At 37.3% G+C, this 23,622-nt stretch carries 20 protein-coding genes; 19 read left to right on the forward strand and 1 reads right to left on the reverse strand.

Going from position 1 to position 23,622, the window contains the following annotated elements:
• Nucleotide 1 precedes the first annotated feature (1 nt).
• The 15 genes from DPX34_RS14835 (at nucleotide 2) to DPX34_RS14905 (ending at nucleotide 13,767) form a co-directional block, all read left to right on the forward strand.
• Complete coding sequence (locus DPX34_RS14835; RefSeq protein WP_111979235.1) at nucleotides 2–778, forward strand: SH3 domain-containing protein; 777 nt, start codon at nucleotides 2–4, stop codon at nucleotides 776–778.
• Nucleotides 748–1,410: an outer membrane beta-barrel domain-containing protein gene (locus DPX34_RS14840; protein WP_111979236.1), complete on the forward strand. Its 663-nt coding sequence runs from the start codon at nucleotides 748–750 to the stop codon at nucleotides 1,408–1,410. Before DPX34_RS14835 ends, DPX34_RS14840 begins: the two co-directional genes overlap by 31 nt.
• A gap of 30 nt (nucleotides 1,411–1,440) precedes the next feature.
• Nucleotides 1,441–1,923, forward strand: a complete 483-nt coding sequence (locus tag DPX34_RS14845) for a TlpA family protein disulfide reductase (RefSeq protein ID WP_111979237.1) — start codon at nucleotides 1,441–1,443, stop codon at nucleotides 1,921–1,923.
• Nucleotides 1,916–2,143: a DUF4266 domain-containing protein gene (locus tag DPX34_RS14850; RefSeq protein WP_232824758.1), complete on the forward strand. Its 228-nt coding sequence runs from the start codon at nucleotides 1,916–1,918 to the stop codon at nucleotides 2,141–2,143. Before DPX34_RS14845 ends, DPX34_RS14850 begins: the two co-directional genes overlap by 8 nt.
• Nucleotides 2,130–3,272, forward strand: a complete 1,143-nt coding sequence (locus DPX34_RS14855) for a DUF3570 domain-containing protein (protein WP_232824759.1) — start codon at nucleotides 2,130–2,132, stop codon at nucleotides 3,270–3,272. The genes DPX34_RS14850 and DPX34_RS14855 overlap by 14 nt, the downstream gene beginning before the upstream one ends.
• An 11-nt stretch (nucleotides 3,273–3,283) precedes the next feature.
• A complete protein-coding gene (locus tag DPX34_RS14860; protein WP_111979240.1) occupies nucleotides 3,284–3,859 on the forward strand; it encodes an AraC family transcriptional regulator in 576 nt (191 codons plus the stop codon).
• 6 nt (nucleotides 3,860–3,865) lie between these two features.
• Nucleotides 3,866–6,046, forward strand: coding sequence for a tetratricopeptide repeat protein (locus tag DPX34_RS14865; protein WP_111979241.1), 2,181 nt, complete (start codon nucleotides 3,866–3,868; stop codon nucleotides 6,044–6,046).
• A complete protein-coding gene (locus tag DPX34_RS14870) occupies nucleotides 6,043–9,084 on the forward strand; it encodes a tetratricopeptide repeat protein (protein ID WP_111979242.1) in 3,042 nt (1,013 codons plus the stop codon). The genes DPX34_RS14865 and DPX34_RS14870 overlap by 4 nt, the downstream gene beginning before the upstream one ends.
• Nucleotides 9,062–9,889 (forward strand): tetratricopeptide repeat protein, encoded by an 828-nt coding sequence (locus tag DPX34_RS14875; protein WP_111979243.1) that lies wholly within the window; start codon nucleotides 9,062–9,064, stop codon nucleotides 9,887–9,889. Before DPX34_RS14870 ends, DPX34_RS14875 begins: the two co-directional genes overlap by 23 nt.
• Nucleotides 9,886–10,266 carry a hypothetical protein gene (locus tag DPX34_RS14880; protein WP_111979244.1) on the forward strand — a complete coding sequence of 127 codons (381 nt, stop codon included), beginning with the start codon at nucleotides 9,886–9,888 and terminating at the stop codon, nucleotides 10,264–10,266. Before DPX34_RS14875 ends, DPX34_RS14880 begins: the two co-directional genes overlap by 4 nt.
• 38 nt (nucleotides 10,267–10,304) lie before the next feature.
• Nucleotides 10,305–10,958, forward strand: coding sequence for a MotA/TolQ/ExbB proton channel family protein (locus tag DPX34_RS14885; protein ID WP_111979245.1), 654 nt, complete (start codon nucleotides 10,305–10,307; stop codon nucleotides 10,956–10,958).
• Between the two features lie 5 nt (nucleotides 10,959–10,963).
• The gene (locus DPX34_RS14890; RefSeq protein WP_111979246.1) at nucleotides 10,964–11,497 is read left to right on the forward strand and encodes a biopolymer transporter ExbD; all 534 of its coding nucleotides are present in this window, start codon (nucleotides 10,964–10,966) and stop codon (nucleotides 11,495–11,497) included.
• Nucleotides 11,494–12,021 (forward strand): ExbD/TolR family protein, encoded by a 528-nt coding sequence (locus DPX34_RS14895; protein WP_111979247.1) that lies wholly within the window; start codon nucleotides 11,494–11,496, stop codon nucleotides 12,019–12,021. Before DPX34_RS14890 ends, DPX34_RS14895 begins: the two co-directional genes overlap by 4 nt.
• Nucleotides 12,021–12,923 (forward strand): AgmX/PglI C-terminal domain-containing protein, encoded by a 903-nt coding sequence (locus DPX34_RS21770; RefSeq protein ID WP_157964742.1) that lies wholly within the window; start codon nucleotides 12,021–12,023, stop codon nucleotides 12,921–12,923. The genes DPX34_RS14895 and DPX34_RS21770 overlap by 1 nt, the downstream gene beginning before the upstream one ends.
• A 286-nt stretch (nucleotides 12,924–13,209) precedes the next feature.
• Nucleotides 13,210–13,767 carry a hypothetical protein gene (locus DPX34_RS14905; RefSeq protein ID WP_111979249.1) on the forward strand — a complete coding sequence of 186 codons (558 nt, stop codon included), beginning with the start codon at nucleotides 13,210–13,212 and terminating at the stop codon, nucleotides 13,765–13,767.
• Nucleotides 13,768–14,135: 368 nt separating this feature from the next.
• On the opposite strand, the gene DPX34_RS14910 is transcribed toward DPX34_RS14905, so the two are convergent.
• Nucleotides 14,136–15,005, reverse strand: coding sequence for a hypothetical protein (locus DPX34_RS14910; protein WP_111979250.1), 870 nt, complete (start codon nucleotides 15,003–15,005; stop codon nucleotides 14,136–14,138).
• A 256-nt stretch (nucleotides 15,006–15,261) separates the two neighbouring features.
• Here DPX34_RS14910 and DPX34_RS14915 point away from each other — a divergent pair, with 256 nt between their 5' ends.
• The 4 genes from DPX34_RS14915 (at nucleotide 15,262) to DPX34_RS14930 (ending at nucleotide 23,620) form a co-directional block, all read left to right on the forward strand.
• Complete coding sequence (locus DPX34_RS14915) at nucleotides 15,262–15,870, forward strand: GntR family transcriptional regulator (protein WP_111979251.1); 609 nt, start codon at nucleotides 15,262–15,264, stop codon at nucleotides 15,868–15,870.
• A 223-nt stretch (nucleotides 15,871–16,093) separates the two neighbouring features.
• A complete protein-coding gene (locus DPX34_RS14920; RefSeq protein ID WP_111979252.1) occupies nucleotides 16,094–19,786 on the forward strand; it encodes a TonB-dependent receptor domain-containing protein in 3,693 nt (1,230 codons plus the stop codon).
• 64 nt (nucleotides 19,787–19,850) lie between these two features.
• Complete coding sequence (locus DPX34_RS14925; RefSeq protein WP_111979253.1) at nucleotides 19,851–21,935, forward strand: hypothetical protein; 2,085 nt, start codon at nucleotides 19,851–19,853, stop codon at nucleotides 21,933–21,935.
• A 134-nt stretch (nucleotides 21,936–22,069) separates the two neighbouring features.
• Complete coding sequence (locus tag DPX34_RS14930; RefSeq protein ID WP_111979254.1) at nucleotides 22,070–23,620, forward strand: tryptophan halogenase family protein; 1,551 nt, start codon at nucleotides 22,070–22,072, stop codon at nucleotides 23,618–23,620.
• Nucleotides 23,621–23,622 lie beyond the last annotated feature (2 nt).

Below are 23,622 nucleotides of genomic sequence, written 5' to 3' on the forward strand. Positions count from 1 at the left end.
CATGCTTATTAAAAAAATTATGTATATAAATCAATCAATAAAAGGGCTATTTACTTTTTTAAGTATCAGCTTATTATGCTCAGTGTCGTTTTGGACTCTGGCAGATGAAACCGTAGAGTTACTCATCGAATCGCCTTTTGTTGAGTTACATTCAGGCCCCGGTGTTGGCTACCCCATTTTATATGTCGTTGAAAAAGGTGAAAAGATTAGCATCCTTTTAAAACGCACATCTTGGTTGAAGGTTGCGGATAAACGAGGAAATATAGGTTGGTTACCACAAGCTTCCTTATTAAAGCTGTCTAAAAGTGGCCAACAAGTTGATTCAGAACAAGATTATGGCTTTGATGATTATCAAGCTCGTCACTGGGAAGGTGGTGTTTTATACGGCGATTTAGAAGGGGCTAACTTTTTTAATATTTATGCTGCGTATGCCTTTTCTTCGGTGATGAGTGCTGAGCTAATGCTAGGTAAAGCGCTTGGTGATATTTCTGATAGTGATGTCGCTGAATTGATGTTAGTTGCTCAACCTTTCCCAGATTGGTGGGTAACGCCTTATATGGGAATTGGCGCTGGGGTAATCAAAACGACACCACATAGTGTACTGGCTAAAGCTGAGAATAGAGAAAATACATTAATTAGTGGCGCGATAGGCATGAAATATCATGTAGCTCGTAACTTTTTAGTACGATTAGAATTTAAAAATGCGCTGGTTTTAACTGAGCGTGATGAAAATGAAGAGATCCAAACATGGAAAATAGGTTTCAGCGTATTCTTTTAATCTCTGCTAGCGTCTGCTTAGGGTTAGCATTAACCACATCATCTGCTTTAGCTAATAACAACGTGGGGTTAGCCGATGGCGTGCCTGTTAAACCGAGTGTTGAGCGAAGAGAAATATTAGAAGATGTGCTTGATAACGAGAATTTTGAACTAGGTGTTCAAGTCGGCATGATCAGCATAGAAGATTTTGGCTCTTCTACTTGGCAAAGTGGGCATTTAGCTTATCATATGACTGAATATTTTTATCTAAAAGCACGTTATGCTAAAGCTGAAGCTGGGTTAACTAGTTTTGAAAAACTAGTGACATCCGCGCCTTTGTTAACAGAAGAAGAGCGAGAGTTAACTTATTATGGTTTAAACGTGGGTTACAATTTGTTTCCAGGTGAAATTTTTGTTGGGCGTGGAAGTGCGTTTAATAGTGCTATTTCATTTGAAGTCGGGGCCGGTACAACAGAATTTGCGGGCGATGATAAATTTACCGTTAATTTAACCACCAATTTTAGAATCTTTTTTACTGATTGGTTAGCGTGGGATCTGGCAATGTCTGATTATGTTTTTGATACCCAAATTACGGGCGAAACTAAAACAACGCATAACTTAAATTTAACGACGGGCATTTCGGTCTTTTTCTAAATTGAATGACGTTTTACAAAGGGTTTTAAAATGAAATATTTATTATTAGTTATTGGGTTTGTTTTTTCTTTATCAGCTAACGCATTATCTGTAGGTGACATGGCCCCCGATTTTACTTTAAAAAATCTTGAAGGTAAAAATCAACGTTTAGCCGAGCAAAAAGGCCAAATAATTGTTTTAAATTTTTGGGCTTCTTGGTGTGGTCCGTGCCGTAAAGAAATGCCAATTTTAGAAACACTACACAATAAATATACCGATTTGGGCGTTGCGGTTTGGGCGGTAAATGTTGAACAAGAAAGTGAAGCCGGACGCAAATTCATCGCTGATATCGGTGTTAACTTACCTATCTTTTTTGATGAAACCAATACAATATCAGCAAATTATGATGTAAAAGCCATGCCGACCACGGTTGTTATCGATCGCGATGGAAAAGTGCGTTATGTATTTAAAGGCTACAAATCAGGCTACGAGAAAAAGTATGCTAAAGCAATTAAGAAACTTATTCGTGAATAAGCTCAACATTTTAGGTCTCGTTATTTTATGGGGTAGCTTGAGTGGGTGTGCCAGCATTGAACCTTGGGTTAAACCTTATGAACGTCAAAATTTGTCTAACCCCATAATGAAAGCAAGCCGACATGCTATTGCTAGTAGTCATGTAGCGCATGTTTATGAAGCGCGTGAATCAGCGCGTGGGGCAGAAGGTGTTGGTGGAGGCGGTTGTGGGTGTAATTAACCGTGTGTTGAGCTTAATTACGTGTTGTCTTTTTTTATTGTTTTTACCGGCTAGCCAAGCGGCTGTTTTAGATGACGATAGAGCCGATGTGCTTTATCACAGCTATGAAGGCGGCGGAATGAAAATTGATGGTCCCGCGGTGCTGGTTAGAAAAAAAGCCGGAGAATCTGTCGCTTTATCGGCTTATTATTATGTTGATACTATTTCTTCAGCATCTGTTGATGTGATGAGCACGGCTAGCCCCTATATTGAAGAAAGAAAAGAAGGTCAATTAGGTATTGAATTGCTTAATGATAAAACGATTATGGCTTTAAATTATCGCCAAAGTGAAGAAAGTGATTTCTTAGCGTCATCCGTTAGTTTTGATGTGAGTCATGATACTTTTGGCGACTTAACCAATCTAGCGATAGGGTTAACTTATGGTGATAATGAAATTCGCCGCAACGGTGATGAAACATTTTTAGAACAAAGCGAGCAATACCGAATCCGTGCGAGTATAAGTCAAATATTAACGCGAAACTTAACGGCATCTATTAATATCGAAGGTGTTGCAGATCAAGGGTATTTAAACAACCCTTATCGAACCGTTCGTTTTATTGATGAAGACATCGGCTCCGGCGTTGGTTATCAAGCAGAAGTTTATCCAAATACACGTAATTCATTTGCAGCTAAACTGTCGGCTAGTTATTTTTTGCCTTGGCATGCCGCATTATTAGGACATTATCGGCAATTTACTGACAGTTGGGCAATAAATGCCCGAGATATTGAGTTAGTTTATCGACAACCAATTTTCGATTTAGAACTTGAAATTAAAGGCCGTCATTATCAGCAAACGCAAGCTGATTTTTATCAAGATTTATTTCCATATCGCAACGCACAAAATTTTTTAGCTCGTGATAAAGAGTTAAGTGATTTCAATGATAAAACAATCGGCATGTCATTGACCTATATCCTACCTGAAAAATATTCATTCGAAGGTTGGCATTCTGAATTTTCACTTCAGTGGGATCATATTGTGTTTGCATATAATAATTTTCGAGACCCCACGGCGGACGCTGCAGTGGGTGAAGAACCGCTATATACATTTTCTGCCAATGTTATTAGAGCATTTGTCAGCATTAATTTTTAGGATTTAATCTAATGCGTTTACCCGTTTATTTTTCAAAACAAATTATGATGTTAATCATAATAGGATTAACGAGCTTGTCTGTGCCTTTCTCGCTTTATGCTGTAGATCAAGATAATGTAAAATTAAAAACCACTGAAGAGCCTGAACTGGCGAGTGAACTTGAAAAAATAAAGCAACAAGTGATTCAGTTAAATCGTGATTTGTTTGTGCTAGAAGAAGATTTGCTGTTTCCGGCTAATACGCAAGTGTCGGTATTTGTATCGGTTGATATTGGCCAGTTTTTTACACTTGATAGTGTTGAAATAAAAATTGATGACAAAAATATAGCGGGTTTTTTATACACCGATAACCAACGTAATGCGTTAATTCAAGGGGGTATACAACGTATTTATCAAGGTAATTTAAAAATGGGAGAGCATGAATTAACAGCTATATTTACCGGTGTTGATCATGAAAATCGAGCGGCGAAACGAGCCGTTGTTTATCAGTTTGAAAAGACCGATGAAGCAATTATGCTTGAATTGAAATTACTCGATAATGAAAGTGATTATCGTGCAGAAGTGGTTGTTGACGAGTGGGTTTTATAATCGCCTATGTTATCTAAGTTTATTTTGCGTACTCTGGTGTTAGGCTCATTAAGTAAAAACCTCGATTTAAGAGGTGTTTTTTGTATATTGTTACTTTGCCTTCCTATTCATTCTTGGGCGAATACCGATACTGTCGCCGTTAATGAAAACTTTAAATCAAACCGTACAACAGGTATTGAATTAGCCGATTTACTTGAAAATAAACAAGAAAAAATTAAAACGGATTTACAAGACAAAGCTTATCGCCAGGCTTTATTTTATTATTTTCAAGGCGAAAATAGCCAAGCGTTGAGTTTTCTTAATCAAACAAAACAACGACTCGGCTTTTTAGATGAAAAGGCCAGTTTATTTGAGGCGGGTTTACAAGTTTCACTGGGTTTACAGTATGAAGCTCAACGCGCTTTAATCCGCTTTGTTATGCAACAAGAACTTGATGATAAATATGATTATCGCAAAACGGCTAAAATTCAGAGTCAGCAAACGGTAAATGCGGCTCAAAAAGAATTATTGTTAATCGCTTTATTGCAACTTGCAGAACAAAAAGTAAGTCAAGCCGACTATAAACAAGCGCAACAAGCTTTAGCTAAAATTAGGCATGTACCGGCAATTTATTATGATCAATATCATGTGTTAAACCAACTTGCTTATTGGCCTAACACGCCCACATTACTGCCGGTTAGTGAAATAGAAGCTGGTGAATATAAACCTTCGTTGTTTATAATTATTAATCAAGCCATCAAAGCGTTAGAAGATAAACACTATTCAAAAGCTCTGTCATTATTAGCCACGCTAGATTCAGCAACATGGCACAAAACTGAACCTAATTTTTGGCAGCGTTTATTTACTTCTGGTTCGGGTGAAAACAAAATCTCAGCTAGTTCTGTTGTTAATTATCAAGTTAATTCTGACGAACAACTCCAAGCGTTAAAAGATTACGCTCAATTACTCAAAGCCAATGTATACTTTAAACAAGAAAGGTTTGATTTAGCCTTTGCTGAATTAAAAGCGTTTCCGCAAGAAACCCCTTTTAGTGAATCTGCTATGTTCTTATTTGCTAATTCAGCATTAGAGGTTAAAAATACTCAACAAGCCCATCTAGTTTGGCAAATTTTTGTTGAAAAATATCCTTATTCTACTTTAGCTTGGCAGTCTGCTTTAATGCATGCTGAAGTCTTATTAACAGAAAATCACGTTGATGAAGCCTATACCTATTATGATTTTGCGGAAAAACATTTTCTAACACGGTTAAAAGAATTAACCGTGTTTGCTAATGAATTCACTGACACCACCGATTTACTGAATTTCAAAGTACCTGATTTGGCCAACAAAAATAACCAATCTGTTGCTCAGGTTAGCAAACATAAATTTGAGTTAACATCTGATAAGGTATACCAAACTGATTCTGTATGGCTTAATCAAGCTTTACGCGATCCTGAATTGGCTTCTTGGTATCAAAATCTTATTCAGCTCGACTTGTTAACAGAACAGCTTCTTGCATTACAAGCCAAATTAAATTGGATAAACGAAATATTGGTACTCAATGTAAAACGCATTGAAGCAATAAAGAAAGCAGAAGCCACACAAAATACAGAATCACGGATCAAGCAATTAATAAAACAACGAGATCAATTAGCAAGTTTATTGATTTCGGCTAATAAACATAATTCGTTGTCTGTTTTTGCTAATGCCGATGAAAAAGCATTATTAACCCGTTTGGCAAAAAGTGAAGGTATTATAACGAACCTTAATCAGCATAATAAAAATACAGATGATTATACTGAACGCCTAGCACGCGTTAAAGGCGTTTTAACTTGGGATGTTTTGCAAAATAAACCAGAACGTTATTGGCAATATAATAAAGCGATTAAGCAAATAGATCAGGCGCTTAGTTTAGCTCAGCAACAAGTTCAAACCTTTCGTAAAGTAAGCAAACAAAATACTCGACTTGAACGATTAACAAGCCGGTTTAATCAAGCCAATGAAACCGTCCGTAATCTTTTAATTACATTAGGCAAAGTTAGAGTTATTAATACCACTAATATAAGACAAACGGTGATCAATAAAACGTTAGATGACAAAGCGATGCTGTCTGATTTTATATTAAAAGCACGTCGCGAACTGGCACGTATAATTGAAGCGCAAAACCAAGCTTCAACTACTGTACTTAACGAAATAGAGGCTTTATGAGTTCAATAATCAATCTAAGCCCTAATTTATTATTTGTGGTGCTCACATTCAGTTTTTTAACGAGCTGTGTGTTAACTAAACCAAATAAAACAGAGGCCTTTAAGCAACAAATTAACGCCCGTAAAACGTTAGCTGACTTAAATTTTGAACCTGATTTAAAACCCGTTAGTTTACGTGATATGACACCAACGCAAAAAAATGAAAAATTGGGTCACATATATCAACAAATTTTACAACTTGAACCTGATCCCAATGTGCGGGCAAAGGTTGAATATCGTTTAGTTCAGCTGAATATACAAAATTATGAACAAATTGAAATAGAAGACTCGTCAAGTGACCAAGCACTAGCGCAGTTAATTACTGAATATCAAGATTTGTTAGAACGTTATCCTGAACGTGAAGACAATGAATTTATTCAATATCAACTTGCAAAAGCGCTTGATCTGCAAGGGCGCACCGATGAAAGCTTAAAAGAAATTGAAACCTTATTAAGTGAATTTCCAGATACACAATATCGATCAGAATTGTATTTTAGACGCGGTGATATTTATTATAATTTACAAGATTATACCGCGGCACTTGATGCCTATAACGCCGTATTAACAACAGATGAACAAGACAAATATCGTTTAAATAGTTTGTATATGGCAGGCTGGGCTCATTTTAAAATGAATGAATTAGCGCAAGCCGATTTAATGTTTATAAAAGTGATTGATGCTTTAGTACAAGCTAACGAACAATTAAACAAACATGAATATTTTGATTTTACTTGGCTTTCAGGTGCTGCCGCTAGTATGGCTAATGATGCATTACGCGTTTTGAGTATTTCCTTAAGCCAACAAAATCAATCGGCGACTTTGCTTACGTTAATTAAACAGCATGAATCAAAAATGTTGAGCAAATATCAGCATATATTATTTGATAATCTAGCCCAGTTTTTGATTAAAAAAGATCTAAAGCTTGATGCTGAATTAACTTATGAAGATTATATTGATCTTAATACGCACAGCATTTGGGCCGCTCGTTTTAATTTAAAACTGATGGATTTATGGTTAAAACGCGGGGATTTTCCATCTGTACGTGAGTTAAAAGAAAACTATGTTTTAACTTATGGTCACGAAAGTGATTTTTGGTTATCAAGCAGTGAAACAACCAAAGTCGAACTATTGCCACACTTATTGTCTTTTAGCTTAGCGCATGCGCGCAGTTTGTATGTTAAAGCCCAAGCCATACCAAATAAACAAGATTTGTTAGCTGAGCGTCAAACCCAATTTTCTTTATCGGCTACGTGGTTAAAACGTTATTTAGATCTCGCTCGTTTACCTATTGCTAATGATAAACTGACTAGCCCATTTATTAATGAACTTTATCTATATGCAGATGCTAGTTTTGAAGCGGGAGCCTATTATCAAGCCTTATCGACTTATGAAGAAGTCGCCTATAAACATGCGTTACTGCCGGTATATACCCAAAGTGTTGATGTCGATGTTAAAGTCAGTCATGAAACTAAAAGTCGTGATTATTGGATTTTAGAAGCCGGGTATGCAACGACATTAACTACTCGTGAAATAATAAAGTCTCTTGATACAAATTCGACTTTATATGATCAAATGATTATGGCGCGTGATCGCTTTGATTCGTTATTTGTCGAAAATTTTTCTGATGATATACGAGCGTTAGATATTGCAACACAAGCTGCCCAATATGCATTTAAGCGTGATGATTTTAAATTAGTCTTTCATTATTCCGATTTTGTTTTACAAACACTTAATGCCGATATTGATATAAATAATAAACCGTTGCTTAAGCCTGATTTAAGTCACAAAGCGAGCAACCAGGTTGAAGTTGTTACCCAATTAATTGCCAATAGTTATTACACACAAGAGCAATATGCAAAAGCCGAAACCGCTTATCAATTAGCACTCGTGTATTTACCGGCCAATAAAGAAAAGGCTAAAATTAAAGAGCTTGAAGAACTCATTGCTTCTTGTATTTATTTACAAGCCGATGAACTAGCCAATACTGAGCCCATGTTAGCAGTCGATCATTTTTTACGCTTAGGCTTGGTTATACCCACATCAACGTACCGAAGCACAGCCGAATTTGATGCAGCTAACCTCTTACTTAAACACGAAATGTGGTCGCGGGCGATTGATGTATTGGTTGATTTTCAACAACGTTACCCTAAACATGAATATACGGCTTCTATTCCGGCCAAATTAGCAATGACCTACGAAAAAACGAATCAATGGGATCTAGCCGCTAAACAATTACTCGTGATGATTGAATCAGAGACGGATGAAGATTTAAAGCGTGAAGCTCAATACACTGCCGCTGAGTATTATTTAAAAGCGGGTGATAATCACAAGGCTTTACTCGCATTTAGAACCTATTCACACGCATACCCAGAACCTTTTGATGTAGCTCAAGAAGTCCGTCTCAAGATGAGTGAATTTTATAAAGTCAGTAAAGAGCCTAATAAACAATATTTTTGGTATCGAAAAATAATTGCTGAACATAAACGCTCTGCAAAAAAACAAAATGAAACAGTACAAATTCGTTCTGCGTATTTAGCGTCTTTTGCCGGGTATGAATTAGGGCAAGCACACCATCGCACATTTAAGTGGACTAAATTAAAAGCCCCGCTTAATAAAACCTTGAAGCGCAAACAAAAAGCAATGAAAGAGGCCATTAATTATTATCAAACAGTATTAAATTTAGCGTTAGCTGAATTTGTGCCTAAAGCGACTTATCATTTGGCCGAAATGTACCGTCAACTGGCCGTGGATGTGATGAAATCAGAAAAACCCGAAGGGTTAGATGAATTAGCTCTTGAAGAATACGACATTCTCTTGGAAGAACTCGCTTATCCTTTCGAAGAGAAATCAATTGAAATACACACGCGCAACGCACAAAGTGCTTGGCAAGATGTATACGATGAATGGGTAAAATTAAGTTTTGCGGCTTTAGCAAAAATTGAACCTGCGCATTACGCTAAACACGAAAGAGGGCAAGATGTTGTTACCTTTATGCATTAGTCGTTATATAACGATCGGCTTATTAATTAGTTTGTTTGCGGGCTGCTCATCATTACCGCAAAATATGAGTGAGCAAGATAATAAAAGACAAAATGCCGACAATACACAAGCGTCTGTTAATAACACGGATGAATTAAAAAAAATAAGTCAATCGCTACTCGATTTAGCTGGCACAAATGAGCAAAACTCGATTAATACTAATGGGCTAACCGCAAAACGACTAGAACCTGATCTAACATCTACTTCAGGTGAAAATGAATTAATAGAACCCAGTGTTTTAGCCAATGCATATTTAGCGCAACAATCACTGAAAATGCAGAAGGTCACAGCCGAAACTAAAGCGGCTTATCAGCTAGCGATTAATTTAATGGCCAAACAAGACTGGCCTGCGGCTATTGCCGCGTTTGATCAAGTTATTAAATCTAACCCTGAACTTTCAGGGGCCTACATTAACAAAGCGATCATTGCTTTTAAACAAGATGATGTTGAACAGGCTTTAAACTGGGCTAAACAGGCAGTCACGATCAATGATAAGAACCCCTACGGCCATAATTTGTTAGGCCAGATATATCGCTTAAAAGGAGAGTTCGATAAAGCCGAATCGCATTATTTAATTGCGATTGACATTTGGCCAGATTATGCCGATGCCTATTTAAATTTAGCCGTGCTATTGGATTTATATCGAGGTCGATTATTAGATGCACAATCGTTTTATCAAGCATATTTAGATTATAACCCTGATGATAAAGTCGTTAATAAATGGCTAGCGGCATTGAATATAAAAATTAAACGGGCACAACCATGATTAAACCAATGTGTGTGATCTTGACACTATTATCAACTACGCTAGTATCAGCTGAACCTAATTCAGTTGATAAAAAAACCGTAACTGAAACTAATATAACAAAACAAGAAACACAGACTACAGTTACCCGTTTGAATACAAATACGAGCAAACCAGAACGCAATAAATCAACGCCGTTGATTATTGAGAGTCGTGTGCAAGGTAGCCAAGAGCAGCCTAATGTGATTTATATTATGCCTTGGCAAAATGTAAATGAGCCGATACAAATTGAATCAAAAAAGATAAAAATAAAAATGCCTGAATTTAAACCCCTTGACCCCAAGCGTTTTAAACAACAAGTTCAAGTGTTTTATCAAATAAATACAACAACTAATTAATAAGCTAAACATTACGTTTTTAAATTAAGGAATTAACCATGAGTTTTACAGATATTTTAGTGGCATTTTTACAAGATGGCGGTCCATTTATTTATCCGATTGCATTAGTGTTAATCATTGGTTTGGCGATTGCGCTAGAGCGCTGGTTATTTTTAAGCTCAGCTTATAGCAATAACAAAAAAGCAATAACGTTAATTCAAGAGGCACTTAAAAAAGGTGATGTTGATAAAATTAAACAAGCCGCACAAGGCAGTAATGCACCCGTGTTACAAGTATTAAACTCGGGAATTGCGCGTTTATCACAAGTTAAGAGACGTGAAGATGTTGAATATGCGATGGAAGAAACGGTAATGGAATATATGTTACGGTTAGAAAAGCGCACTCCATTTTTAGCGACGTTAGCGAACATTGCTACGTTATTAGGTTTGTTAGGCACAATTATGGGCCTTATTGCCGCATTCTCTGCGGTTGCCAATGCTGACCCGGCCGAAAAAGCCAATCTACTCTCTTCTAGTATTTCAGTCGCGATGAATACAACGGCATTTGGTTTAATCACGGCTATTCCGCTTATTTTATTCCACACGAGTTTGCAAACAAAAACCGCTGCCATTGTTGATTCACTCGAAATGGCGGGTATCAAATTACTTAACTCTCTTTCATATGGCGCTTCATCTGACGAAAAACGAGGCTAATAGTTATGAGACGGCTTCGTCGAAAACCCACAGAAGATGCAGAACTTGATATCACATCATTCATGAACTTGATGATTGTTTTAGTGCCTGTGCTGTTATTGAGTTTAGTTTTTTCTCAAGTCCGAATTTTAAATTTACAGCTGCCTGTTGCCGCTTCAAGTGATCAACCTGCACCTGATGAAGAGCCTAAAATTTTAGAATTAGTCATAACGAATTCTGGTTTTGATGTAAATTATCCGGCGGGTGTTTTATTAAAACAATTTGCTATTACGGAATCAGGTTACGATTTCAAAGCGCTATCAACTTATTTACAAGACCTGAAAATGACGTTTCAACAAAACGAAATAGAAAAAGATGACATTCTTATTTTGTTAGCTGCAGATGTTAATTATCAAACAATTGTGAGTGCGATGGATACGGTTCGTTCTTTTAAGGCTGTTGTGGCTGCAAACTTAGTTGATGCTGAACTCTTTCCACGGATCTCATTGGGTGATGCACCTGTAGATGAACCGATAACAGAAGAAGGGGAGTCACCGTGAGGCAATCAGCTAGGGCTAAAAGGCTCGCCAAGCACCATAAACGTTTTGGTTCAGGGAGCAAGTTAAACCTTGTTTCGCTGATGGATATTTTTACCATTTTAGTTTTTTTCTTAATTGTTAATCAATCTGAAGTTCGTGTATTACAAAACATAAAAGAGATAAGTTTGCCCGTTTCTGTTGCTGAAGAGCTACCTAAAGAGAATTTATTAATTTCTGTATTTAGTGATGTTGTTTTGGTGCAAGAACGTGCAGTTTGGCATAAACCACAAGATCAAGCCTCGATCACCGAAGCTAATACGGCCGATTTAATTGAAGCCTTAAAAGTAGAGCTTGATTATCAAACCAAAAAACGACCTGACATGTCTGAATCTGAAATGAAAAAGGGCAGAGCGGTTACCATTATTGGTGATGCTTCTATTCCTTATTCAATTTTAAAACAGATAATGGCGGCTTGCGCTCAAAGTGATTATCGTGATCTATCATTGGCAGTCGAACAATTAAGCAAAAAAGCAGGAGATAAATAATGACCTCATCTGCTGTTGCGCCAATTGAAAATGCGATGTTTGAAACAACTAAGCAGGATAAGGTTTTTAGGCTAATTCTCGCTAGCTTATTTGTTCTTTATTTGATTGTAGGTATTGTTGTACCGGCAATGGAGCGTGTAGAGATCCCGAGAGAGATCAAGGAACAAATCCCCGCTCAGTTAGCAAAAATAATGATTGAAGAGAAAAAGATAGAAAAAGAAAAACCAAAGCCTGTAGAACCGGAAGATAAGCCAAAAGAAGATAAGGAACCTCCTAAAACGAAACGAGAAGCCGCGCGTGAAAAAGCCCAAACATCTGGTTTAGCCGCAATGAAAGATGAACTGTTTTCTATGCGGGATGCATTCAAAATGGAAGATGCACCCAAAACGAAACTCAATAAAACAAAAAGTGTTGAGACAAAAGTTCAGCGTAAATTACTTTCAGCCAAGGCGAATACACAAAGTACAGGCATTAATGCCGCACAAACAACTGATACCGTGGTCAGTGCCGAGCTAAGCACTAAACAAACACAGCAAGTTCGTTTATCTGAAGAAGAAGTTATTGCAGATGGTGATGCATTAGTGTCAGATGATGAATACGCAAGTTTAGAAGGGCAGCGATCTGAGATGGGCGTACGTCGAACTATCGAATCAAATAAAGCGAGTTTGTATGCTTTATATAATCGAGCGTTACGTAAAGACCCAACTTTGCAGGGTAAAGTGGTATTTGAAATTGAAATCCAACCAAATGGTTCTATTAGTCATGTTGCAATAACGTCGAGTGAATTAGGTGATGAGAAACTAGAACGTCGCTTACTTTTACGTTTAAAAGCCATTAATTTTGGTGCTGAAGACGTAGATGCAATGACAACTATTTGGGCAATTGAATTTTTACCTAGTTAGCCCTAGCCTTTCAACTATACTGAATTGATGCGCTGAGCTTGTTGTACTTGAAGTCATACCAATCTTCGTTATAGTCTTCTCGCTCAGGTTTTATGGTTCATCATATGCTCATGGGGTCTCGAAGCTTGACGGCTTTGCTTACATGGATGTAAGTACTTCGGTTTCGTCTGGAACTAGAAACCTGCCCCTAAAACCCGATCGCTTTGACTATAGTATCTGATCACCTTAGTGAATTAAAAACGTGATCATGTATTAACGGAGTTTGGTGTAAACACCGGAGTATAAAATGAAAATAATGATATTTTTTTTATTAACGATAACGTGTGTTTTATTGCAAGCTCAGACTCATGAAACAAGTTATGTATTTGAAAAAAGTGAAAAGCTGATTGCCATGACGGCATTTCCAGAAGATCATTTTAAAGAATTAACGGATTTAGATACACTTAAACGCCAAGAAACTCGGCGTGTGAGACAATGGGTTGATACTGAAAATGACAGCGGTACCGTTCGTTTGCGCGTTTTTCCGATAGAGAATAAACGGATCACAAATTATTTGACGGACGTTTCACGCTTTCAACAATATACATGTGCTCAACATGATCAAGAAATATTAAGCCAAACGGATGCTGAACTTAGCTTGTTTACCCAGTGTATTATGGCTTTTGACCAAGAAATTAATACGTTACACAAGGTTTTAGAGGGGCGATACGCGTTGTATATTTTTGAGCGAATTTTTAATAAAAATATGCAGCCTGAGCAGTTAGAACTTTGGCATCAGTTTTTACGTCGACTTGAAATTTGTAATAATAACATTGCGTACTGTCGTCAAATGCCTGGGTTGTAACCCGTATTATTGATTATTTTTATTGGCAGTTATTTATAGTCATTTATATTTTTTAAGCACGATGAGATAACACTCTGTCTATTTAGTTATCAATTATTCCCATCCACATCACTTACTGCTCACGTTAGCATTTAAATAAACTCGGTAACGGCATTATAAAACTTAATTTACAGAAAGCTAAGAGAGACAAGCTAAGCAATACAACAATGCTTGCCCACAACACCCGTTAATTAATAAGTTAATAAAATAACAATATATGATTATTAGTTACTTAGCATAAAAAAAGCCGCTTCATAAAGAAGCGGCCAAACATCTGCACACACAACAGATGAACACACAACACAGTGTAAGGGTCGAACATGAAATGGTTACAGTAATTTAGGGTCTAATATATATTGCTCATAACTATCATCAATTTGGCTGATCATCGGGTTTTTATATTTAAATATTTTTCGATCTTTTAAATTAGCAAACGCCATTTTCTCGGCATAGAACGACTTCCATAAGTCAAATAACTCACCGGATTCATAAGCCGCCACAAGACCTGATTGTATTCGGTTAGCGGCAGGTAAATTGCTAGGATGAGTAAAGAAAAATTTTGGTAATGGGTAATAAATACAAATTTCTCTGTCGTAATCTAAGCCTTCTACATACTTAAACTGATCCCAAGCACTTTTTAATTCAGATGAGCCAACAGGAAACATGTCTGCACGATTATTAGCTGCCATATAAAATAATCCTTCTATATTACGACCAAATACGACATTAAAGCCTTGAGATTTTAATATATCGCCATCAAGCCAACCTCGACCTTGGATCATGGTTAAATTGGTGGCTTGTTGTTTCGTATTTATTTGTCTGATTTTCGCCTTAGATTCTTTTGAGATTAAACCGAGTCGGTAGCCAATGGCGCCTAATTCAACAGGAAACTCAATGCCTTTTAACGATTCCATTATTTCGTTAGAAACTGAATCTTTATAAACCAGGTTTTTATATTCATTATTCTCCGCTTCCATTCTAAGGCGCGTAAAAGTAGGTAATACAGAGCCTGGTCTTATATCTAAACGATAGTTGCCATGGGTATCAATTGTCTTATCAAGCGCTAATTTTAATACTTTATATTCGTATAAATCGGTGGGATCGCCTGGTGCACCAGTTGCAAAAGTAATCACTGTTTTAGCGACAGTTGAGTATGCAACCGTTAATAAAAATAAGAACGTAATGTATTTCATTTTCATTTTGTATTCCTAGAACCGACTTTGTAACTAAAATGTTATTGTATATTGTCTACAATATCAAGTGGTGAATGTAAAATATATATAACTAATATCTAAGTACCTGAATTGTAGGACAAAAATATATTAAGTGGATTTATTTTTATAAATATTAGTCATGATCTTGATTTATTGACTACAATTGTAAATATTATTCTTGTATATTGTTAACATTATATCTATATTGTTAACAATGTTGTGGAATATTGAGGTGAAAAACATGAAGAAAATGACACCTATTTTGACGGTCAGGGATCAGATCGCTGAGCAAATAAGGTTAGATATTATAAGTGGCGAGCTTGCGCCTACTTCTAAATTAAACGAGCAAGATTTAGCCACTCGATTTGGTGTTTCTAGAGGCCCCATACGAGATGTTTTACTGCAATTAACAAAAGAGGGTTTGCTCTCGTCCAAGAGTAATTGCGGGGTTACGGTCAGTAATGCGCTAGATCCAGAGTTACAAATATTAATGTCTAGCTTAAGAGAAAAAATAGAAATACATGCAGTTAGAAAATTAAAAAATAAATTATCTGACGATGATATTAATGAATTGAACAATATTCTGTTGGATTTAGAGCTCGCTTTTGAAAAAGAAGACTTTATAGGTGTAACGCAAAAAGATGTCGAGTTTCATCGCTATTTAATTTCGGCCGCTGGAGGAGAACAGTTGGTCAATATCTGGTATCCAATCATGTTAAGGCTGAGATTAAATTACGACCGAATAGCGCATGGTCAGGAGTGTGTTGACGAACATAAAGTGATTGTTGACAGTTTAGCGGCCGGAAATATAAGTCAGGCAGTAACAGGTTTAAAAGAAAATATTCGCTAAAAAGTTAACAAAGAGTGTTTATGTAAAAAAAAAGTTAAATAAACAGCTCATTGTTAACAATATACTATTGACATACATAAAGTGAAGTGCGATATTTAACTCAAGTTCTAGTTTGAACTTAATAAAAATAATAAATAAGTTATTTACATCATAATAAACAACCAATCGAAGATTGTTAACAATCTAAATTGAGTCTAAATAAATCTCTGAGGAGACAATTAACATGTCAATTACACGTAATACGTTTAAATTGAGTTCCCTTTCTTTAGCGGTATTAGCTAGCTTAAATATGTCAGCTTATGCGGCAGACGAAGCTAATGCTGAAGATGAAGTCGAAGTCATTGAAGTACAAGGTTTCCGTGGTAGCTTAATTAAATCTATCAATGATAAAAAGTTTGCTGGTAACATCGTTGATACCATCAATGCAGAAGACGTAGGTAAAACAACAGACCAAAATATTGCCGATGCCTTGGGTCGAGTAACGGGTGTGTCAATTGTTAGTCGTGATGGTGAAGGTTCGCAAATTACCGTTCGTGGGGCATCAGCAAATCAAAATAACATTTCATTAAATGGTCAACAACTTTCGTCAACTGACTTTAACCAAGCGGTTGATTTGAGTTCATTCTCTGCAGATATTCTATCTAAATTAGAAGTTGTAAAATCACCAAGTGCTGATCACGAAGAAGGTTCTTTAGGCGCAAATGTAAACTTAGTAACCACTAAGCCTTTAGATATTCAAAATGAAGTTATAACCGGTACACTACAAGGCCGTTATAATGACTTCTCTGAAAAATCAAATTATAAATTACAATTCTCAGGCACTAAAAAATTCTTAGATGAAACATTAGGTGTTGCTTTAACAGTTTATGATGAAACCAATGCCTATCGTAAAGATCAATATCGAGTAGGTGGCTTTGAAGAATCAGACATCATAAGAGTTGCTAAAGATTTAGATGGCAATGTTATTTCTAATTTTCGTGCCATCCAACAGCAAAGTATTAACTTTATTTCTAACACCAATACGAGTGACCGTCATGGTGGTTCTTTAGGTTTACAATTTATACCTAATGATGATTCAGAAGTTATGTATAATCTTACTTACAGCAAACAAACTCAAGAACGTAACTATGATCAGGTTACCGCACGTTTTGCTGGCCAAAATAACTTTGTTGAAGGTATTGATCCTAAAATACCAAGCAGAGAAGGTGTGGCGACATTAACTGACCCGCAAGAAGATTGGTTTACTGTTGATACTGATACCCATACGTTAGTAAAACGTTTACAACGTTTTGGTGCCGGTGATATCACAAATTCAGTAGGCGGTTCTGAAAACACAAACTTAAGCTCTAGTTTAAACTTAAAATATGCCTTTACTGATACCTTTAGAATGGAAGCACAGTTAGGTATATCAGCCAGCCAATCTGAAAGCTTACCTAGCTTATTCGCTAACCTGCAAAACTATAACCAATCACCGGCTGCTTTATTACACGATGCGGGCTCAGATATTCAAGAAGTGGGTTATGACTGTACGACAGGCTCATCAAACTGCCAAATGGTTACCGGTACAGCCTTTATTGGTTTAGGTGATCATGGGGCTGAATGGACAGATGCAGATGGGACATTCCACCCAGCTTGGGAAGATAATACTAACGTATTAACCGGTTTTAACCCTCGCGATAACGAAAGTTTCCATTTAGGTTCTATTTCTCAAAAAGATACGACAGTAGAAGATACGATTAAATCAGCACAAGTCGATTTCGATTTTGATTTAGATGCATTAGGTATTACGACTATTGAGTTTGGTGGCAAAATCACTAGTCGTAGTAAGTTAGTCGATGATCAAAACTACACCTTTAGCTCAATCGTACAAAGCGAAGCGATTATTGCTGAAAATGGTGAGCAAATTGGACGTCCTGCAGGCCCATTAACGCAAATTAGAGCATCAGCCGTTCTTGATGAATCAGGGCAAGAATACGATGACTTTATGCAATCATTAGGTTATAGCGAATCTTATGCAACGTCACAAATTACCACAATTGATGTTTGGAAAGCACTCGATTTAGTTCAAGGTGACGGTCGATTACAACGTGATATTGATAACAGTGAATCTCGTGATGCTGATATCGATACCCAAGCGTTATATTTAAAAGCTAACTTCTCATTATTTGACGATCGTTTAACCGGTGATATCGGTATGCGTTATGTTAAAACTGAAGTCGCTACAAATGGTTATTCGGGTGGTACTTGGCATGATTTCCCTGGTAACTCAGATGAATCAGAGTTTGATTGGTTAAGCTTACGTGATTTACGTGATACCAGTTTACCGGCTTGTCCTCAACCTAACTGGAGCGATCCAACTGATCGTCAAGCATATGAGCAAAAATTCAACCGTATAGATGGTACAGGTTGGGATACGTCAGCAGGCCCAGATCCATCAACTTGGTCTCGTATCGAGATGTTCGATCCAAATGGCGATGGTGTTCAAGATGCCTGTCATGATCCAGAATATGCAGCATGGGCTGATGCACAAAAAGCAGGTACTGAATTTGCTGGTTTACCTGGCTTTGCAGGCCCAGGTTGGGTCAGTTTGTGGCGTTATGCTGATGTGAGCACCAGTAGAAACCATGGTTGGAACGCCGACTTAACTACACCTAATGTTACTTGGGACGGTCAAGGTACACAATGGTCTAATTACACGGTTAGCGACCAAGTGAATAAAGCGACTTCTGCTTTTGCCACATCAGGTACACATGAATATTCAAATTTATTACCTAGCTTGAATTTAAACTATGCATTTTCAGATGAATTAATTGGTCGTTTTGCAATTTCAAAAACCATGACACGACCAGAAATTGAAGATATCCGTTCAGGTTTCAGCGTTAACGAATTATGGAAAACATACTGGGGGGGGGGTAACCGTATAAATGTTGCGCCTGGTGATCTTGATATGTTTAATACAAAACTTGAACCGTTAGAATCGAATAACTTAGATTTATCTGTTGAATGGTATTTCAATGAGCTGTCGATGATTAGTGTGGCTGTATTCTCTAAAGATATGAGTAATTTCGTTGATACTGAATCAGTGCAAAGTTATGTAAGCGATATGCGTTATATCGAAGGCACATTTGATGCAGATACGTTATTAAAACCAGATACAGGCGATGCGGCTTCAAACTATGGTTTAGACGGTTGTATGCCAGTGCGTACCACAACGGATTTAGGTTTTGGTGCCGGAGATCCATTGCTTGTATCGGAAGATTATCGCGACTTATGTCACATATTTAATGTAAATAAAGTAATTAATGGTCAATCTGCAAAAATTAAAGGTATTGAGTTAGGCTATCAACAAACCTATGATTTCTTGCCAGGCTTCTTAAGTGGTTTAGGTTTAGTGGCAAACTATACCTATCAAGATAGTGAGTATGGTAGCCAAGAATCTACGTTAGTTGCGGGTGAATTTTTACCTACATTCCCAGTTGCTGATACACCAGAGCATTCATATAACGCAAGTTTATATTGGGAACAAGAAGGTCATCAAGTTCGCTTAAGTTATCGCGGGTCGACTGATTCGTTAGTTGGCATGGATTGGGATACCGGTTTACGCGGTCGTACTTGGAACCAAGGTACACTTTGGAACGAAGGTCGAGATACGCTTGATTTATCAGCTAACTATCAACTTAATGATAACGTGAGTTTCTCATTCCAAGTTAATAACCTAACAAATGAAGATTACAGAATGTATTACACCAGTCGTACGTTGAGTGTTGTACCGGTAGCCAATGCAGATAACACAGGTTATGACTACGTGGATTTAGTTGAAGGTAACCCATTAGAAGGTGAAGCAACGAAATCACGTACTTACAACAACTACAAAGTGGGTACAAATTACCGTCTTGGTGTTCGCGTAAACTTCTAAGCAATTATTGAGTGGGTACGAAATATATTTCGTACCTCAACTAACGAATTATTGGTGTAAACATATGAAAAATTTTAACAAAACACTTTTAGTGAGTGCAATTGTAGCTGGCTTAGCAGGTTGTACTGATGATTATAAACCCGAAGATACAAGTTTTAACAATGCCCCAGTTCATGGTGGTGATATTGAAGTGACTTTAAGCGAGAAAGATGCGGGGACTTATTTACATTTATTAGGCTCAATTAAAGGTGAGTACGGTGAAGGTAATACAGGTGAAGGCGTGGTTATAGATTATGAAAGCGATCCCGTTTTCATACAAAATGTGACAACTAAAATCACTGATAGCACACTAGGTGAATTATCTGAAACGGTTGGCCATAAATTAGTTTCAGGTGTTCAAGTGGGTGTCGCACCGATGATGCTCATGGATGAGTTAGATTCAGGTCAAACACGCACCATTGAATATAATTATGAAATTAGTGATGGAAAGAAGTCGACATCACGTAAAATGACAATAAATATAGAAGGTGAAGATTTCGCCCCTGTTTTTGTTGATTCAAAAACATCTCATAGAACAAGCCAAAGTTCAGTTGTGGTTGATTTATTAGAAGGTGTTGTTGACGAAGATGGCGAAACGCTTTTTATCACTGATGTTACGGTTGATAGTGACAAAGCGATTTATACAATGAGTGGCTCAACGCTGACCCTTGATGTTGATGCAACAACGGCAGGTTTAGCAGTTGGGGCGGAAGAAACCTATGTATTTACCTATAAAGTTAATGACCATAATAATGCTTTAACACGGACTTCGACATTTATATTACGCAATGTATTAACCGAACCACGTGCGCCAGAAGTTGTTAAAAACTATGAAGCTGTAGTCAATACAAATGATTCTATTCAGTATGTTGACCTTTCTGGTGTTGATTACATCATCGATTGGAATGGCGATACAATTAATATTGATTTATCAAATATTTCTGCCGTTGGTGACGCGCCAGCCCTTAAATTTAATAAATCTTCAGGTGCAACACTTGCGGTTGACCCGATTGATTTTTCGAGTTATTTAACCGCGGGCGAGACAAAAACTTTTACTTATACGTACCCAGTCGATGATGGTGCAGCAGCAACCGAAGGACAAGGCGGCCATAATGTTGATGTTAACTTTAGTGTAACCGTAACTAAAGCAACACCGGTTAACTTAATTGCTAACGGCGGTTTTGAAACAGGAGATTTAACAGGCTGGACAGTTAACGATGATACCCTTATTAATGTGCAAGCGGTAGGCGACGCGTTTGAAGGCGGTCACATGCTTGTTTCTACAGCGGCCGATAGCACAGCAAGCACTTCTTTCAATGTAGAAGCGAATGCAGGCTACTACGTAAGACAAACAGATAGAAGTACATTGGCAGCCGGTGTTTGGGCGGGTAGTTATTCAGCTGTTTTAGATGATAAAGCACGCCCATTTAATTTTCATCCTTCATATAATGCTGACAATATAGCCCAACCTTGGAGTGATTATAAGTATCAAGCGTCTTCATTCACTGCAACAGAGAATGGTTCTAAAACGATCACTTATACTGTGAGTGCAATTGAATTAGATAGTGTGTTTGCTTACAAATATTCAACAGATCCTGCGAATAACTTAGTGATGCAAGCCGGTCAAAATAGTGTTGATTTTGAAGATGGTACTGTGGGTAGCTGGAGTGGCAGTTTTGCCGTTACAACGGATGCTGATCAAATATTATCGGGTACAACCAGTGCGGTTGTTTCTGCATGGGGCGGCACTTTAGCATTACCAGCTGGTACACTTAAAAATGATAAAAAATACTTATTAGCGTTTGATGCGCGTCATTCAGCATTTGATGGCGACGGTCAGAGCCCAATTCGTGTTGATATCGAAACGGCAGACGGCGCAAGCTCAGTTTTAGGTTCGCCTATCAGTACTAAAGCTTTTCCAAGAGGTCGTAATATTATTAAAGTTGGTTTAGGTGAAACATTCCGTGAAGAACGTTTTATTGATACAGCTAAATTTAATGACGTAGCTGATTGGGATACTAAAGCAGTTAGAATTAATATTAGCCCAAGCTCATGGACTGGTAAGGGTGAGTTAATCATCGACAACGTGATGTTGGTTGAAGTTGAATAGTTAACTTTAACTAAATAAAACTTAAAAGCCTCATAAACATATGGGGCTTTTTTATTTTAAAGTTTTAGTATATATGATTGATTTATATCATATTTATCACATACTTAATTTGTCCTGTTTTAGTGGAATAGTATATGAGTAAATTAATTAAAGACATTGTTATTATTGGCGGGGGAACTGCTGGCTGGTTAACTGCCGGTATTTTATCTTCTAAACTAAAATCTCGAGTTCAAAGTGGTGAATTGAGTATTACGTTGTGCGAATCACCGAATATTCCAATTGTAGGCGTAGGGGAAGGCACATGGCCCACAATGCCTGAAACGTTGCGCAGTTTGGGTATTTCGGAAACTGATTTTATTCGAGAGTGTGACGTTTCTTTTAAGCAAGGTTCGAAATTTGTTGGTTGGGGCAATGAGCAATCATCGGGTTCATATGTTCATCCATTTGATCTTCCTGAATTTGGCCTTGATGGATTTTTAGCCCATCAATGGAACTCAAATTTATACCCGCACTCTTTTGCTCAAACATTTACAACACAAGAAAATTTAGGTGATGCAGGCTTGGCACCTAAAACTATTTCAACGGCTGAATATGCCAAATATGCCAATTATGGTTATCACCTCAATGCCACAAAATTTTCAACTTTTTTACAAAAACACTGCGTTAAACATCTAAATATTAAACATATTTTAGCTGAAGTTGAAGACGTTAAATTAGCGACATCGGGGCAAATAACGTCTGTTTATTTAGCTGGAAAAGGGGATCTAACCGGTGATTTATTTATAGATTGCACCGGATTTAAATCGTTACTATTAGGCGAGTCTCTCGGCGTTAAATTTAAAAAAGTTGATGACATCTTATTTGCAGATACGGCTTTGGCGACTCATGTAGATTATACAAATAACCAATCACCTATTGCCTCATTTACTCTTTCCACCGCACAACGAGCTGGGTGGATATGGGATATTGGTTTGCCGTGTCGGCGGGGTGTCGGCTATGTCTATTCAAGTCAGTACACCGATCATCAAACGGCGACACAGGACCTTCACCAATATATAAAATCTAGCAGTTCAAATGTAAAAAATATTGAAACTCGAGAAATAAAGTTTACCGCTGGGCACCGTGAATTGTTTTGGAAAGAAAATTGTGTTGCCGTCGGTTTATCTGCCGGTTTTTTAGAGCCGTTAGAAGCCTCTGCGATTGTGCTAGTTGAATTATCTGCTGCCATGATTGCTGAACAATTACCGAATACACATGACGAATTACCGATTAGAGCAAAGCGATTTAATCAAAAATTTAATTATCATTGGTCGCGAGCGATTGAATTTTTGAAACTTCATTATTTAGTCAGCGAACGCAGCACTTCATTTTGGCAAGATAACCGGGCTGAGGCTTCTGTCCCAGAACGTCTAAAAGAGTTAATGCAACTTTGGCAATATGATGTACCTAAATACTCTGACTTTGAACAAGGTGGAGAGTTATTCCAAGCGGCAAGTTACCAATTTGTATTATACGGTAGCGCTTTTCGAAGCCGGCCTACCTATCAGCTTGACCCTAGACTCGATCAACTTATAGATAAACAAATTAAAGATAATCAGGCTAAAACGGCTCAACTGCTTAACGGGTTACCCACAAATAGAGAATTAATAAATAAAATTATGGAATTTGGTTTAGCTAAAATTTAATA

The sequence above is a fragment of the Algibacillus agarilyticus genome (genome assembly GCF_003286125.1).
Lineage (GTDB): Bacteria > Pseudomonadota > Gammaproteobacteria > Enterobacterales > Alteromonadaceae > Algibacillus > Algibacillus agarilyticus.

Excerpts from the sequence above, each read along its gene's own strand:
- DPX34_RS14925 (WP_111979253.1), top strand. The coding sequence starts at position 19,851 with ATGAAAAATTTTAACAAAACACTTTTAGTGAGTGCAATTGTAGCTGGC.
- DPX34_RS14835 (WP_111979235.1), top strand. The coding sequence starts at position 2 with ATGCTTATTAAAAAAATTATGTATATAAATCAATCAATAAAAGGGCTA.
- DPX34_RS14875 (WP_111979243.1), top strand. The coding sequence starts at position 9,062 with ATGTTGTTACCTTTATGCATTAGTCGTTATATAACGATCGGCTTATTA.
- DPX34_RS21770 (WP_157964742.1), top strand. The coding sequence starts at position 12,021 with ATGACCTCATCTGCTGTTGCGCCAATTGAAAATGCGATGTTTGAAACA.
- DPX34_RS14840 (WP_111979236.1), top strand. The coding sequence starts at position 748 with ATGGAAAATAGGTTTCAGCGTATTCTTTTAATCTCTGCTAGCGTCTGC.
- DPX34_RS14910 (WP_111979250.1), bottom strand. The coding sequence starts at position 15,005 with ATGAAAATGAAATACATTACGTTCTTATTTTTATTAACGGTTGCATAC.
- DPX34_RS14905 (WP_111979249.1), top strand. The coding sequence starts at position 13,210 with ATGAAAATAATGATATTTTTTTTATTAACGATAACGTGTGTTTTATTG.
- DPX34_RS14885 (WP_111979245.1), top strand. The coding sequence starts at position 10,305 with ATGAGTTTTACAGATATTTTAGTGGCATTTTTACAAGATGGCGGTCCA.
- DPX34_RS14920 (WP_111979252.1), top strand. The coding sequence starts at position 16,094 with ATGTCAATTACACGTAATACGTTTAAATTGAGTTCCCTTTCTTTAGCG.
- DPX34_RS14845 (WP_111979237.1), top strand. The coding sequence starts at position 1,441 with ATGAAATATTTATTATTAGTTATTGGGTTTGTTTTTTCTTTATCAGCT.
- DPX34_RS14860 (WP_111979240.1), top strand. The coding sequence starts at position 3,284 with ATGCGTTTACCCGTTTATTTTTCAAAACAAATTATGATGTTAATCATA.
- DPX34_RS14890 (WP_111979246.1), top strand. The coding sequence starts at position 10,964 with ATGAGACGGCTTCGTCGAAAACCCACAGAAGATGCAGAACTTGATATC.
- DPX34_RS14930 (WP_111979254.1), top strand. The coding sequence starts at position 22,070 with ATGAGTAAATTAATTAAAGACATTGTTATTATTGGCGGGGGAACTGCT.
- DPX34_RS14915 (WP_111979251.1), top strand. The coding sequence starts at position 15,262 with ATGAAGAAAATGACACCTATTTTGACGGTCAGGGATCAGATCGCTGAG.
- DPX34_RS14865 (WP_111979241.1), top strand. The coding sequence starts at position 3,866 with ATGTTATCTAAGTTTATTTTGCGTACTCTGGTGTTAGGCTCATTAAGT.
- DPX34_RS14880 (WP_111979244.1), top strand. The coding sequence starts at position 9,886 with ATGATTAAACCAATGTGTGTGATCTTGACACTATTATCAACTACGCTA.
- DPX34_RS14870 (WP_111979242.1), top strand. The coding sequence starts at position 6,043 with ATGAGTTCAATAATCAATCTAAGCCCTAATTTATTATTTGTGGTGCTC.